The sequence below is a fragment of the Subtercola boreus genome, from assembly GCF_003399635.1.
In the GTDB taxonomy this organism is placed as follows: Bacteria; Actinomycetota; Actinomycetes; order Actinomycetales; family Microbacteriaceae; genus Subtercola; species Subtercola boreus_B.
The window spans coordinates 73,637-86,172 of sequence record NZ_NBXB01000034.1 but is presented as its reverse complement, the minus strand read 5'-3'; the positions used below and the strand labels follow the sequence as shown (position 1 = coordinate 86,172).

The window sequence follows — 12,536 nt, the reverse complement described above, 5'->3', positions numbered from 1 at the left end:
CTCCGGCTGATGATCGAGCCGGGGCTCGCAACACTCGCCTCCCTGGAGGCGGTGCGCGCGATCATCCGCCCGGGGGTGACGACGCTCGAGCTAGACCATGCCGCCGATCTCGCCATTCGTGCCCGTGGCGGTCGATCGAACTTCCAGATGGTGCCCGGCTACCGGCACACCGTCTGCGCGTCGGTGAACGACAATGTCGTGCACGGTATACCGGGGGAGCGGGTGCTGCAACCCGGCGACATCGTGTCGATCGACTCCGGTGCCGACGTGGGCGGCTGGAGCGGAGACTCCGCGATGACCGTGGTGCTCCCCGACGCGACGCGGCCGGATGTCGTCGCGGAGCGGCAGCGCCTCAGCGACGTCACGCAGGCGTCGCTCTGGCACGGCGTCGCGCGGCTGGCGACGGCCCGCCACCTCAACGAAGTCGGCGAGACCATCGAGGAATACATCGAGTCCCAGGGCGAGTTCGGCATCCTGACGGACTACATCGGGCACGGCATCGGACGCAGCATGCACGAGGAGCCGCCCGTCTTCAACTACCGGGTGCGCGCCCGTGGCCCCGAGGTGAAGCCCGGCCTGGTCGTGGCCATCGAACCGATGGTGACGGCCGGCGGCATCGACACCTTCACCCGTGACGACGACTGGACGGTCGCCACGGCCGATGGCAGCATGTCATCCCACTGGGAGCACTCCGTGGCGGTTCACGCCGGTGGAATCTGGGTGCTCACGGCGGCGGACGGGGGAGCGGCCGACCTCGCGCCGCTCGGAATCACCCCGGTACCGATCCCTTAGCGCTTATTTGTCCATCAGGTGCACGAGTTCCTCAATGAACGCGGCGAAGTCCGTCGATCCGCGAATCAGCTGGAGCACGTCGTTCCGCTCGGAGAAGACCTCGACGAACTGGTCGAAGATGCTCTGGAACGAATTGCGCCCGCTCGAGGAGAAGGCGATGAGCGCGATCACGTTCACCCGGTTCTCGCCCCAGTCCATGGCCCTGTCGTTCACAGCGATCGCGATCGCAGTGCGATTCGCGCTCATCAGCATCGAATGCGGAACGGCGACGGAGTCGGTGAAGGCGGTGGACGACATCCGCTCGCGTTCGATCGCCCCATCGATGTACGGCTGGTCGATGATGCCCTGCGCGAGCATCCGGTCGCCCAACTGGGTGATCATGTCAACCTCGTCGGCCGCCGCCAGGTTTCGCACGAAGAGTTCTTCGCTGAAGTAGAGCAACAGGTCGTCCTTCAGCTGCCGCCGTCGCTGGTGCCGGCGCACCCGGCGTACCGCTCGCCGCACCGTGTCGATGTCGTCGTCGGTCAGGAACGTCTGCACCAGCACCGCGTTGTCGCCGAGGGCGAGCGCCGGCACCGTCGTGATGGTGAGGTCTGTGGTGATCTCCGAACGGTCCACATCGGTGCGGGTGATGATCTTCTCGACCCGCACGTCTTCGCCGAGAGCCTCCTCGAGCCGGCGCAGCATCATCAGGTGGATGTCGTAGTAGTTCGGGAAGATCAGGGTGCACGTGACCCTCTCTTCGCGCCTGGCCTGGCGTTCGAGGTGGGATCCGACGTGCAGGGCGATGTACGCGATCTCGTCGTCGTTGATCGTGATGGACTCTTTGCGCTGGATCTCGCTGGCGATGAAGACGGCGAGTTCGTAGGTCATCGGGTACGACGTCTTGATCGAGCGCGTCATCGGGTTGCGCGAGTACGAACTCACCCGCGCCCGCGCCACGAGGTTCCGCACATGCAGGGCGAGACGCACGGCGAACTCGTCGCCGTCGAGGTCGACGAGGTACTGCTGCCCGGCCTTCCGGGCGATCCGGCGCACGAACTCGATGTCGTCGGTGAGCCCGAGGGTTTCCGTCTGCTCCTCCACGGGCAGGTCGTGCCCGGGCGTGATCACCCGTGTCGTCAGCAGCAAAACGAGGTGGTCGAGGTCGGCATTCGACAGTGTCACCGTGAAGTGGGTGCGCATGAGGCGATGGATGCCCGCCCCGAGTTCGGCGGGCGGCACGGATGCCCCGGGGCCGGCATCCGCGGCCCCCAGCACCAGGTCCTTCTGGGTGCGGTCGACCGCGATCGCCACGTGCAGCAGCACGCTGTCGAGACCGAATTCGTTGACGAAGTAGCCACCGGAGTCGAGCAGGGCCAGGAGGTCGGTCTTGAAGGCCGTGAGGTTGGCCGACCCGAACTCCTTCTGGATGCGCTCGACCTCGATGAAGCCCCGAGCGCTCTCGTCCCGGAACATGCGGCTCACGAGTCGCCGTCGGTTCTCCTCGCCGCCCTGGACCGAGACGCGGCTGCCCTGGCGGGCCAGAATGAGACCGGACTCCTCGAGCAGTGGCCTGACCTTCCGGAGGTCGGCTTCGATGGTCGACTCGCTCACGAAGAGGCTGGCGGCGAGCTCGTAGACGTCGACCCCGTCCGTCGACTCATTCAGGCGCCTCACAACGTGGTGCAGCCGGTCACGCGGTGAATCCGGGCGGCCCAGCCAGTTCGCGTAGGCCTCACGGTTCAGCCGGTAGCCCTCGGCCGACGACGAGATGATGTCGAGCGGTTCTGCCGCGGCCTTCGCCGCCGTGACGTAACTCCGGACGCTGCGGGTGGTGACTCCCAGACGGTCGGCGAGCTGGCTCGACGTCGTCCAGCCATCGTTCTCGGCGAGGAAGTCGAGCAGCAGTTGACGTCTGTCGCTCATGGCCTGAAACTCTACAGGCCGAACCTCATGGCGCTTTCCGCGGGGGCGGAAAGTTTTCTGCTGGAACACACGGCTCGTTTTCAGCACACTTGCTTGAGTACCTGTTCCGGGGCCTTTTGGATGCGGCCCGCACGATCGCGCAAGGAGGCGAGAACCGTGAAGAACATCCTTGTCGTCTGCGGTGCGGGCGCCTCCAGTACGTTTCTCGCCCATCGCATGCGCACGGCGGCGAAGGCCCGTGGATTCGAGGTCACCGTGAAGGCCGTGAGCCAGTCTGCGATCGATTCCCGGATGCCCGGGATCGACGTCCTGCTGGTCGGGCCGCACCTTGCGGATGAGCTGTCGGTTCTCACAGAGATCGCGGCCGGGTACAACGTTCCCGCCGCCCTGCTGCCCGACGACGTCTTCGGCGCCGGTGGCGAGGAGGCCGCACTGGACCTCGCGATCGAAACCCTCGGCGCCTCTGACCCTGTCTTCTCGACCGCCCCCTCCTCGCCTGCCCCAATCTCGACCATTCGCCCCGACACCCACGGAGAACCTCTCATGACCGAACGCACCGCCCAGATCGCCTCGTCGCACGGGCTGCATGCTCGCCCCGCCTCGCTCTTCACGCAGGCTGTCGCCACGTCCGGCGTGAAGGTGAACATCGCCAAGGGCGACGGCAAGGCGGTGAACGCTGCAAGCATCCTCGGCGTCATCTCGCTCGGTATCGAGTCGGGCGACACGGTGACCATCTCCTCCGACGACGCGAACGCCGACCAGGTCCTCGACGACCTCGCCGCAATGCTGGGGCGCGACCTCGATGCCGAGTAGTTCCGCCACCACCCTGCTTCACGGGGCAGGTATCGGCCGCGGCCTGGCCATCGGCCCTGTCGTGCGGATGCCCGCACCCCTGCCCGAGCCGGAGGCCACCCCGTCGACGCTCACTCCGGCCGCCGAGCTGGAGCGGGCAGCCGCTGCCCTCCGGGCGACGGCTGCAGACATCAGGGCCCGCGGTGAGCGCGCAGGCGGCACCGCGCACGACGTCCTCGAGGCCCAGGCGTTCATGGCCGAGGATCCCACCCTGGCCGACGACGTCGAGGCACGAGTGCAGGGCGGATTGACCGCCGAGCGCGCTGTCTTCGAGGCGTTTGCGAGTTTCCGTGACCTGCTGGTGAGCATGGGCGGCTACATGGCCGAGCGTGCAACCGATCTCAACGACGTTTCGCAGCGGGTCGTCGCGAACCTCCGCGGTGTGCCCGCGCCGGGCATCCCCGACCCCGACTTCGCGTTCGTGCTGGTGGCTAGCGACCTGGCTCCCGCCGACACGGCGCTGCTCGACCTCGACAAAGTGCTCGCACTGGTCACCAGCGAAGGCGGACCGACGTCGCACACCGCCATCCTCGCCCGGGACAAGGCGATCGTGGCCATCGTCGGCGCTGCAGGCGCACGGGAACTCACCGACGGGCAGACCGTCATCGTCGACGCAAGCACGGGTTCGATCACCGCCTCCCCGAGTGACGACGAAGTGGCCCGCGCCGAGCAGACCCTCGCCGAGCGGAAGTCCCGGCCCGTCGCCCCGACCGGGGCCGGCAGGCTCGCCGACGGAACCCTCGTGCCGCTGCTGGCGAACCTCGGCTCCGCGGATGCCGCAGCCGACGCCGTGGCGAAGGGTGCCGAGGGCGTCGGACTCTTCCGCACCGAGTTCCTCTTCCTCGACTCGACCGCAGCTCCGAGCGTCGAGGCGCAGCAGGAGCAGTACACCAAGCTGCTGGCGGCATTCCCCGGCAAGAAGGTCGTCGTGCGGGCGCTCGACGCGGGAGCGGACAAGCCGCTCAGCTTCCTGAACGACTCCGACGAGGAGAACCCGGCGCTCGGTCTCCGAGGCCTGCGGGCCCTCCGTGCGAACGAGCAGATCCTGCGCGACCAGCTCACGGCGCTCGCCAATGCCGCAGCCGTCACAGAGGCCGATCTCTGGGTGATGGCCCCGATGGTGTCGACCGTCGAGGAGACGCGGTACTTCACGGCTCTCGGCCGCGAACTCGGGCTGAACACGCTCGGTGTCATGGTCGAGGTGCCCTCGGCGGCCCTGCTCGCCGACCGGATCCTCGCCGATGCAGACTTCGCGAGCATCGGTACCAACGACCTCACCCAGTACACGCTCGCAGCCGACCGTCTTCTCGGTTCGGTTGCGGCGTTCCAGGACCCGTGGCATCCGGCTGTGCTCCGACTCGTCGGCGAGGTCGGCCGGGCCGGCCAGACGCTCGGCAAGCCGGTCGGCGTCTGCGGTGAGGCGGCGGCAGACCCGCTGCTCGCCGTCGTGCTCACCGGACTGGGGGTGACGTCGCTTTCGATGCCACCCGCCGCGCTGGCGGACGTGCGTGCGGAGCTCGCGCTCTACACGCTCGACCAGGCACAGGAGTTCGCCACTCTCGCCCTGGCGGCGAACTCGGCTTTCGAGGCCCGCGCCGCGGTGCTCGAGGCCACCACAGCACCATCCGAATGATCCGTATGACACTCAGAACCCCCAGCACCCACCCCCACGAAACCCCCGCACACAAAGGAGACAGGTCATGACGACGACGTCACAAACCCAGACCGGCGCCCCCGCCGGCGCCGACACGAAGGGAGGAGGCCGAGTAGCTGTCCAGCGGTTCGGTACCTTCCTTTCAGGCATGATCATGCCGAACATTGCAGCATTCATCGCGTGGGGACTCATCACCGCGCTGTTCATCAGCACAGGTTGGCTTGCCGGTCTGGGCATCTCCGTACCTGAGATCGGTGGGTTCCCGAGCCCGGACGGCGCGACCCACATCGGGATCGTCGGCGCAATGCTCACGTATCTCCTGCCCCTTCTCATCGCGAACACCGGCGGCCGGATGATTTACAACACTCGAGGCGGGGTCGTAGCGGTCATCGCGACAATCGGTGTGATCGTCGGCAGCTCCATCCCGATGTTCATCGGTGCGATGGTCATGGGCCCCCTTGCGGCTTACCTGATGAAGAAGATCGACGCACTCTGGGCGGGCAAGATCAAGCCCGGATTCGAGATGCTGGTCGACAACTTCTCGGCAGGCATCTTCGGTGCCATCCTGGCTGTAATCGGTTTCTTCCTGGTCGCTCCGATCATCACGGTGCTGAGCAACGCGCTCGAGACTGCCGTGAACTGGCTCATCTCGCTGGGGCTGCTGCCGCTTGCATCCATCCTCGTCGAGCCGGGCAAGGTGCTGTTCCTGAACAATGCGATCAACCACGGGGTCTTCACCCCCCTCGGCGCTCAGCAGGTGCAGGAGACCGGCAAGTCTGTTCTCTTCCTCATCGAAGCGAACCCCGGCCCCGGCCTGGGTATTCTGCTCGCCTTCTCGCTTTTCGGTATCGGTCTTGCAAAATCGAGTGCGCCGGGCGCGATCATCATCCAGTTCTTCGGCGGCATCCACGAGATCTACTTCCCGTACGTGCTCATGAAACCGCTGATCATCATTGCGGCGATTCTCGGAGGCATGACGGGCGTGTTCGTGAACGTGCTTTTCAACACCGGACTTCGCGCTCCGGCATCTCCCGGATCCATCTTCGCCATTCTCTTCCAGACGGCTCCGGACAGCTATGTCGGTGTGATTCTCTCGGTGATCGCCGCGGCTGCGGTCTCGTTCATCGTGTCCGCGGTCATCCTGCGCGCCTCGCGCAAGCGTGACCTCGCTGCAGAGAACGCCGGCGACCTGAGCGCCGCGATCGCGCAGACCCAGGCCAACAAGGGCAAGCAGAGCTCGGTGCTCGGCCACCTGCAGGCAGACGGACTCGCGAACGAGGCGGGCGGCCTGGCCGACCTGTCGACCCGCGACCCCGAGTCCGCCGAAGAGGCGTCCCGGGCCCAGGAGGCGCAGTCCATTCCCGCCGTGCACAACATCGTGTTCGCCTGCGATGCAGGAATGGGCTCGAGCGCGATGGGAGCATCCGTGCTTCGCAACAAGATCAAAAAAGCCGGCATCACGGACGTTACTGTGGTCAACAAGGCGATCTCGAACCTGACCGACGACATCGACCTGGTCATCACCCACCAGGACCTGACCGCCCGAGCAAAGCAGCAGTCCCCGAGTGCCGAGCACGTCTCGGTCGACAACTTCATGTCGAGCCCGAAGTACGACGAAATCGTCGGGCTGCTCGAACGCCAGCACAACACCGAGAAGGCGTAAGCGCAAGCCTCGCCTCACCCGCACAACGCATGACAAGGAGACGGAATTCTCATGAGCGACGTATTGACGCTGAACTCGATCAAGATCCACGGAACGGCCGAGACCAAGGAGGACGCGATCGCCGAGGCGAACGATCTCCTGCTCGCGGCCGGTGCGGTCACGAACGACTACCTGGCGTCGATGCTCGAACGTGAGACTTCTGTCTCCACCTACATGGGCAACTATCTCGCGATTCCGCACGGCACGAACGAGGGCAAGGATGCGATCCTCGACTCTGCGCTCTCGTTCGTGCGGTACTCGAAGCCCATCGACTGGGATGGTGAAGAGGTGCGCTTCGTCGTCGGCATCGCCGGCAAAGACGGAGGGCACCTCGACATCCTCTCGAAGATCGCCCTCATCTTCAGCGATGAAGACGAGGTCGAGAAGCTGCTGAAGGCACCGAGCGACGAAGCCGTGTTCGAGCTTCTCTCCCAGGTGAACGAAGACTGATGAAGGCCGTTCACTTCGGTGCAGGCAACATCGGCCGCGGATTCGTCGGCCTGATCCTGCACAACGCCGGCTATGAGGTCGTCTTCGCCGACGTCAACGCCTCTCTCATCGACGCACTCGCGGCCGCGCCGACCTATGACGTCTTCGAGGTCGGACTGTTGCCCCGCACCTGGACGGTCGACAACTTCCGGGCACTGAACAGCTCGACCGATGAGGTAGGTGTGGTCGCCGAGATCGCGTCGGCCGACATCGTGACGACGGCCGTCGGTCCGAACATCCTGCGGTTCGTGGCGCCCCTGATCGGGCGGGCTCTCCAGGCCCGGTCGGCATCGGACGCGCCGCTGCAGGTGATGGCCTGCGAGAACGCGATCAACGCGACGGATTCTCTGCGGGGCCACATCGAGACCTCCCTCGGTGACGACTTCGCCGCCGTCTCGGCGCGAGCTGTCTTCGCGAACACCGCCGTCGACCGCATCGTGCCGGGACAGGCACCGGATGCCGGACTCGACGTCACCGTCGAGGACTTCTTCGAGTGGGCGATCGAGTCGGGCCCGTTCGGAGACGCTCTGCCGAGCATCCCCGAGGCGCACTTCGTGCCGGACCTCGCCCCCTACATCGAGCGGAAGCTCTTCACGGTGAACACCGGGCATGCTGCGACGGCGTACTTCGGTGCGGCAGAGGGAATCGCTCCTGTCGCCGAGGCGATCGCGGTTCCCGACATCTTCACGAAGGTCAAGGCTGTACTCGAGGAGACGAAGTCCCTCCTCGTGGCCAAGCACGAGTTCGATTCGAGCGTCCAGGAGGCGTACCTGGAGAAGAACCTCCAGCGCTTCGCGAACCCCTACCTTCCCGACACCGTCGACCGCGTCGGGCGCGCACCTCTCCGCAAGCTCAGCCGCAATGAGCGGTTCATCGGGCCGGCCGCGCAGTTGGCCGAGCGCGGGATCGAGCCCGTGGCGCTGCTGGTCGCCATCCGTGCCGCACTGACCTTCGACGTGCCGGCCGATCCGGAATCAGTGCAGCTGCAGCAGATCCTGGCCGGCAGCTCTGCCGAGGATGCGGTGCGCGAGGTCACGGGTATGGCCGAGGGGCACCCGCTCTACGAGTCGCTGGTGCAGACCTTCCGATCGGTGATGTCCCAGCGCTGAAAGTCCCAGCGCTGAAAGCTGTGGTAGGCTCGATCTTTGGTGTCACGACACCGAAACAATACACGCACGACCAGTAATCAATACTTATACAGACAGTGAGTTATGGCCAAAAAAGACGGTGTCATCGAGATCGAGGGCGCAGTGGTCGAGGCTCTTCCCAACGCGATGTTTCGTGTTGAGTTGACCAACGGACACAGAGTTCTTGCCCACATTTCGGGCAAGATGCGACAGCACTACATCCGTATCCTCCCTGAGGACCGCGTGATCGTGGAGCTCAGCCCCTATGACCTCACCCGTGGTCGTATCGTCTATCGCTACAAGTAGCGGTCACAAGTAACGAACGCTGGAAAGTAACGGCCCGCCGCTCTCGGTGGGTACGAAGACAGCGATAGGAACAGAACAATGAAGGTCAACCCCAGCGTCAAGCCGATCTGCGAGCACTGCCGAGTCATTCGCCGGAACGGCAACGTCATGGTCATCTGCAAGTCCAACCCCAGGCACAAGCAGCGCCAGGGCTGAATTGTTGACAGATCCGCGGTCAATAATTCAGGTGCCAATTGGTTTGGAAGCGCGAGCGCTTCCAAACAGGGCCACCACTGAACACCGATTGAAAGCACGACCAGAACCGGATCCGTCCGGGGACACCTGCGGTTGGAGGCCGCAGCACAGGTCGTGCCCCACACCTCCACTCACTAACAGGAGCATGCCACCATGGCACGTATTGCAGGAGTAGACATTCCGCGCGACAAGCGCGTGGAGGTCGCACTGACTTACATCTACGGCGTCGGCCGCACGAGGGCCCTTCAGACCCTCGCCGACACCGAGATCTCGGGTGACGTTCGCGTCAAAGACCTCACCGACGAGCAGCTGGTCGCCCTGCGCGACCACATCGAAGGCGCGTACAAGGTGGAGGGTGACCTCCGCCGTGAGGTTGCAGCCGACATCCGCCGCAAGGTCGAGATCGGCAGCTACCAGGGCATCCGTCACCGTCGCGGCCTGCCCGTGCACGGCCAGCGCACCAAGACCAACGCTCGTACCCGCAAGGGCCCGAAGCGCACCGTTGCAGGCAAGAAGAAGGCCCGATAGCCAACACTTCCGGGTCCAGGCCCCGAAGCACGGCATCGCCATAAACGTTTTAGGAGAACATCATGGCAGCACCAAAATCGGCCGCTCGCAAGCCGCGGCGTAAAGAGAAGAAGAACATCCCCGTGGGCCAGGCCCACATCAAGTCGACGTTCAACAACACCATCGTGACGATCACCGACCCGTCGGGTGCCGTGCTGAGCTGGGCCTCGTCGGGCACCGTCGGCTTCAAGGGCTCCCGCAAGTCGACTCCGTTCGCAGCCCAGCTGTCGGCCGAGTCGGCCGCCCGCCAGGCGCAGGAGCAGGGTGTCAAGAAGGTCGACGTCTTCGTCAAGGGTCCGGGTTCGGGCCGCGAGACGGCGATCCGTTCGCTCCAGGCCGCTGGCCTCGAGGTCGGAACGATCAACGACGTCACCCCGCAGGCGCACAACGGTTGCCGCCCGCCCAAGCGTCGCCGCGTGTAGCGATTCCTTTCCACAGCCCCAGCGGCGTGACTCCTCCACGGGGTCACGCCGCTCAGGCCGTTCAGCTGCGGTGCGCAAGCACCGTGAAAACTCAATAACGTCGGGCTCGCCACCCTGTACGCAAACGCAAGTGTCATATAGCGGACACTTAGCCGAAAGGAATCAACAGTGCTCATTGCACAGCGTCCAACGCTCACCGAAGAGAACATCTCGGAGTTCCGTTCACGGTTCGTCATCGAACCGCTGGAGCCCGGCTTCGGTTACACCCTCGGTAACTCCCTCCGTCGCACCCTGCTCTCCTCCATCCCGGGTGCAGCTGTCACGAGCATCCGCCTCGACGGCGTGCTGCACGAGTTCAGCACGATCCCCGGTGTGAAGGAAGACGTCACCGAGATCATCCTGAACATCAAGGGACTCGTCGTCTCGAGCGAGCACGACGAGCCGATCACGGCCTACCTGCGGAAGCACGCATCGGGCCAGGTCACGGCAGCCGACATCTCGGCTCCCGCCGGTGTCGAGATCCACAACCCGGAGCTCGTCATCGCCACCCTGAACGACAAGGCGAAGTTCGAACTCGAGCTCATCATCGAGCGCGGCCGCGGCTACGTCTCGTCGACCCAGAACCGCAGCGAGTTCAGCGAAGCGGGCCAGATCCCGATCGACTCGATCTACTCGCCCGTGCTCAAGGTCACCTACCGTGTCGAGGCGACTCGTGCCGGTGAGCGTACCGACTTCGACCGCCTGGTCGTCGACGTGGAGACGAAGCCGGCCATCACGCCGCGCGACGCCATCGCATCTGCCGGTCGCACGCTGACGGAGCTGTTCGGTCTCGCCCGCGAGCTCAACACCGCTGCCGAGGGCATCGAGATCGGCCCGGCTCCTGTCGACGCCGTCCTGAGCTCGGAGCTCGCCGTTCCGATCGAAGACCTCGACCTGTCGGTGCGTTCGTACAACTGCCTCAAGCGCGAGGGAATCAACACCGTCAGCGAGCTCGTAGCGCTGAGCGAGACCCAGCTCATGAACATTCGCAACTTCGGTCAGAAGTCAGTGGATGAAGTCAAGGACAAGCTCGTCGAGCTTGGCCTGTCGCTGAAGGACACGGTGCCCGGGTTCGACGGCGCCCACTTCTACGGTGGCTACGACGACGAGAACATCTAACCCCACTTGATTCCGCTTCGGCCCCGGCCGGACGACTCACGACCTACTCACTGGAGAAAACGAAATGCCTACCCCCACTAAAGGGCCCCGCCTCGGCGGAGGGCCGGCGCACGAGCGCCTGCTGCTCGCGAACCTGGCTGCCCAGCTGTTCACGCACAAGAGCATCAAGACCACCGAGACGAAGGCCAAGCGCCTCCGCCCGGTAGCCGAGCGTCTCATCACGTTCGCGAAGAAGGGCGACCTGCACGCTCGTCGTCGTGTTCTCGCGACCATCGGCGACAAGACCGTCGTACACGAGCTCTTCACGGAGATCGCTCCCCTCGTCGCCCTGCGCGATGGCGGTTACACCCGCATCACGAAGCTCGGCTTCCGCAAGGGCGACAACGCCTCGATGGTGCAGATCGAGCTCGTTCTCGAGCCTGTGACGCCGAAGGTGCGCTCGACCCGCAGCTCCGCCGCCGCGGCACCTGTCGCCGACGACACCGTGGTTGACGAGACGGAATCCGACGAGGCCGCTGTGCCCGCCGAGGAGACCGAGGCTGTCGAGACCAGCGAGCCCGTCGCCCCGGAGGAGTCCACCGAGGCCGCCGCCGAGGTCGAGGGTGACGCGGCCGAGAAGGCCGACGACGCGAAGTAGTCCGCTCTTCTGATCGCCTGGAGAACCCCGGTTGCCGAAATCTGGCAGCTGGGGTTCTTTTTGCCTTCAAAAGATAAGATATACTCATATTCACTTGTCATGGGGGCCAAAAAGGTGGAGTACGAATGAAGAAGCGCAGTCTGTTCTCGGCGAAGATCGCAGCAGGATTCGAGGGGCCCGAGGTCGGCCTCGACGGTAAAGACGTCGCCCTGCTGAGGGAGCTGGCGAGGGATTCCCGGCAGTCCCAGCGGGCGCTGAGCCGCAAGGTGGGCATGTCGCCGCCGGCCGTTGCAAAGCGGCTGTCGCGATTCGAGAGAACCGGCGTGGTGAAGCAGTACTCCGTCTCGATCGACTGGTCCCGTCTCGGGCTCGGGGTCATTGCCGTGGTGAACATCACCCTCGCACCCGAAGCCGACCGCCAGTGCACCATCGAGGCGCTCGGCGAGCTGCCCGAGCTCGAGCAGCTCACGATCGTGACGGGCCGCTACGACCTCACGGCGCGCTTCCGGGTGAGCGACCAGCCGCACCTCCGCGAACTGATCCTCGAACGTGTGCCGGCGCTCCCGGGCATCCTGCGCACGGAAACCCTGCTGGGTCTTGGTACTGTCGACACCGACGACTTTGCGTCGAGAATGTTCGAGACGTACCCCGAGGGTGCCGAGCTGGGGGCAGTGCCCGCGATCTGAGA

At 65.1% G+C, this 12,536-nt stretch carries 14 protein-coding genes and 1 pseudogene; 14 read left to right on the top strand and 1 reads right to left on the bottom strand.

The window, feature by feature from the left end; genetic code table 11:
- The first annotated feature begins 9 nt into the window (after positions 1 to 9).
- The gene (gene map, locus B7R22_RS12490; protein ID WP_116412242.1) at positions 10 to 792 is read left to right on the top strand and encodes a type I methionyl aminopeptidase; all 783 of its coding nucleotides are present in this window, start codon (positions 10 to 12) and stop codon (positions 790 to 792) included.
- Positions 793 to 795: 3 nt separating this feature from the next.
- Here the strand turns inward: map and B7R22_RS12485 are convergent, their stop codons facing one another.
- Entirely contained in the window at positions 796 to 2,700 is a 1,905-nt protein-coding gene (locus B7R22_RS12485) for a BglG family transcription antiterminator (RefSeq protein ID WP_116412049.1), read from the bottom strand.
- Positions 2,701 to 2,727: 27 nt separating this feature from the next.
- Here B7R22_RS12485 and B7R22_RS20100 point away from each other — a divergent pair.
- From B7R22_RS20100 to B7R22_RS12425, 13 genes and pseudogenes are all read left to right on the top strand, one after another.
- Positions 2,728 to 3,045, top strand: a pseudogene (locus B7R22_RS20100) (PTS sugar transporter subunit IIB); the annotation flags it as partial.
- A 198-nt stretch (positions 3,046 to 3,243) separates the two neighbouring features.
- Positions 3,244 to 3,513 (top strand): HPr family phosphocarrier protein, encoded by a 270-nt coding sequence (locus B7R22_RS19845; RefSeq protein WP_116412241.1) that lies wholly within the window; start codon positions 3,244 to 3,246, stop codon positions 3,511 to 3,513.
- Positions 3,503 to 5,185: a phosphoenolpyruvate--protein phosphotransferase gene (ptsP, locus tag B7R22_RS12470; protein WP_116412048.1), complete on the top strand. Its 1,683-nt coding sequence runs from the start codon at positions 3,503 to 3,505 to the stop codon at positions 5,183 to 5,185. Before B7R22_RS19845 ends, ptsP begins: the two co-directional genes overlap by 11 nt.
- 67 nt (positions 5,186 to 5,252) lie before the next feature.
- Positions 5,253 to 6,869: a PTS mannitol transporter subunit IICB gene (locus B7R22_RS12465; RefSeq protein WP_253259056.1), complete on the top strand. Its 1,617-nt coding sequence runs from the start codon at positions 5,253 to 5,255 to the stop codon at positions 6,867 to 6,869.
- Between the two features lie 51 nt (positions 6,870 to 6,920).
- Positions 6,921 to 7,358, top strand: a complete 438-nt coding sequence (locus B7R22_RS19840; protein WP_253259055.1) for a PTS sugar transporter subunit IIA — start codon at positions 6,921 to 6,923, stop codon at positions 7,356 to 7,358.
- Entirely contained in the window at positions 7,358 to 8,506 is a 1,149-nt protein-coding gene (locus B7R22_RS12460) for a mannitol-1-phosphate 5-dehydrogenase (RefSeq protein ID WP_116412047.1), read from the top strand. The genes B7R22_RS19840 and B7R22_RS12460 overlap by 1 nt, the downstream gene beginning before the upstream one ends.
- Positions 8,507 to 8,608: 102 nt before the next feature.
- The gene (infA, locus tag B7R22_RS12455; protein ID WP_055811571.1) at positions 8,609 to 8,830 is read left to right on the top strand and encodes a translation initiation factor IF-1; all 222 of its coding nucleotides are present in this window, start codon (positions 8,609 to 8,611) and stop codon (positions 8,828 to 8,830) included.
- A gap of 78 nt (positions 8,831 to 8,908) precedes the next feature.
- Positions 8,909 to 9,025 carry a 50S ribosomal protein L36 gene (rpmJ, locus tag B7R22_RS12450; RefSeq protein WP_104242511.1) on the top strand — a complete coding sequence of 39 codons (117 nt, stop codon included), beginning with the start codon at positions 8,909 to 8,911 and terminating at the stop codon, positions 9,023 to 9,025.
- Positions 9,026 to 9,217: 192 nt separating this feature from the next.
- Complete coding sequence (rpsM, locus tag B7R22_RS12445) at positions 9,218 to 9,592, top strand: 30S ribosomal protein S13 (protein ID WP_104242513.1); 375 nt, start codon at positions 9,218 to 9,220, stop codon at positions 9,590 to 9,592.
- 62 nt (positions 9,593 to 9,654) lie between these two features.
- Positions 9,655 to 10,053 (top strand): 30S ribosomal protein S11, encoded by a 399-nt coding sequence (rpsK, locus tag B7R22_RS12440; RefSeq protein ID WP_104242515.1) that lies wholly within the window; start codon positions 9,655 to 9,657, stop codon positions 10,051 to 10,053.
- A 168-nt stretch (positions 10,054 to 10,221) separates the two neighbouring features.
- Complete coding sequence (locus B7R22_RS12435; RefSeq protein WP_116283869.1) at positions 10,222 to 11,211, top strand: DNA-directed RNA polymerase subunit alpha; 990 nt, start codon at positions 10,222 to 10,224, stop codon at positions 11,209 to 11,211.
- A 64-nt stretch (positions 11,212 to 11,275) separates the two neighbouring features.
- Positions 11,276 to 11,848, top strand: coding sequence for a 50S ribosomal protein L17 (gene rplQ / locus B7R22_RS12430; RefSeq protein WP_116412046.1), 573 nt, complete (start codon positions 11,276 to 11,278; stop codon positions 11,846 to 11,848).
- A gap of 125 nt (positions 11,849 to 11,973) precedes the next feature.
- A complete protein-coding gene (locus B7R22_RS12425) occupies positions 11,974 to 12,534 on the top strand; it encodes an Lrp/AsnC family transcriptional regulator (RefSeq protein ID WP_116412045.1) in 561 nt (186 codons plus the stop codon).
- The last annotated feature ends 2 nt before the right edge of the window (positions 12,535 to 12,536 follow it).

Excerpts from the sequence above, each read along its gene's own strand:
- map (WP_116412242.1), top strand. The coding sequence starts at position 10 with ATGATCGAGCCGGGGCTCGCAACACTCGCCTCCCTGGAGGCGGTGCGC.
- B7R22_RS12485 (WP_116412049.1), bottom strand. The coding sequence starts at position 2,700 with ATGAGCGACAGACGTCAACTGCTGCTCGACTTCCTCGCCGAGAACGAT.
- B7R22_RS19845 (WP_116412241.1), top strand. The coding sequence starts at position 3,244 with ATGACCGAACGCACCGCCCAGATCGCCTCGTCGCACGGGCTGCATGCT.
- ptsP (WP_116412048.1), top strand. The coding sequence starts at position 3,503 with ATGCCGAGTAGTTCCGCCACCACCCTGCTTCACGGGGCAGGTATCGGC.
- B7R22_RS12465 (WP_253259056.1), top strand. The coding sequence starts at position 5,253 with ATGACGACGACGTCACAAACCCAGACCGGCGCCCCCGCCGGCGCCGAC.
- B7R22_RS19840 (WP_253259055.1), top strand. The coding sequence starts at position 6,921 with ATGAGCGACGTATTGACGCTGAACTCGATCAAGATCCACGGAACGGCC.
- B7R22_RS12460 (WP_116412047.1), top strand. The coding sequence starts at position 7,358 with ATGAAGGCCGTTCACTTCGGTGCAGGCAACATCGGCCGCGGATTCGTC.
- infA (WP_055811571.1), top strand. The coding sequence starts at position 8,609 with ATGGCCAAAAAAGACGGTGTCATCGAGATCGAGGGCGCAGTGGTCGAG.
- rpmJ (WP_104242511.1), top strand. The coding sequence starts at position 8,909 with ATGAAGGTCAACCCCAGCGTCAAGCCGATCTGCGAGCACTGCCGAGTC.
- rpsM (WP_104242513.1), top strand. The coding sequence starts at position 9,218 with ATGGCACGTATTGCAGGAGTAGACATTCCGCGCGACAAGCGCGTGGAG.
- rpsK (WP_104242515.1), top strand. The coding sequence starts at position 9,655 with ATGGCAGCACCAAAATCGGCCGCTCGCAAGCCGCGGCGTAAAGAGAAG.
- rplQ (WP_116412046.1), top strand. The coding sequence starts at position 11,276 with ATGCCTACCCCCACTAAAGGGCCCCGCCTCGGCGGAGGGCCGGCGCAC.
- B7R22_RS12425 (WP_116412045.1), top strand. The coding sequence starts at position 11,974 with ATGAAGAAGCGCAGTCTGTTCTCGGCGAAGATCGCAGCAGGATTCGAG.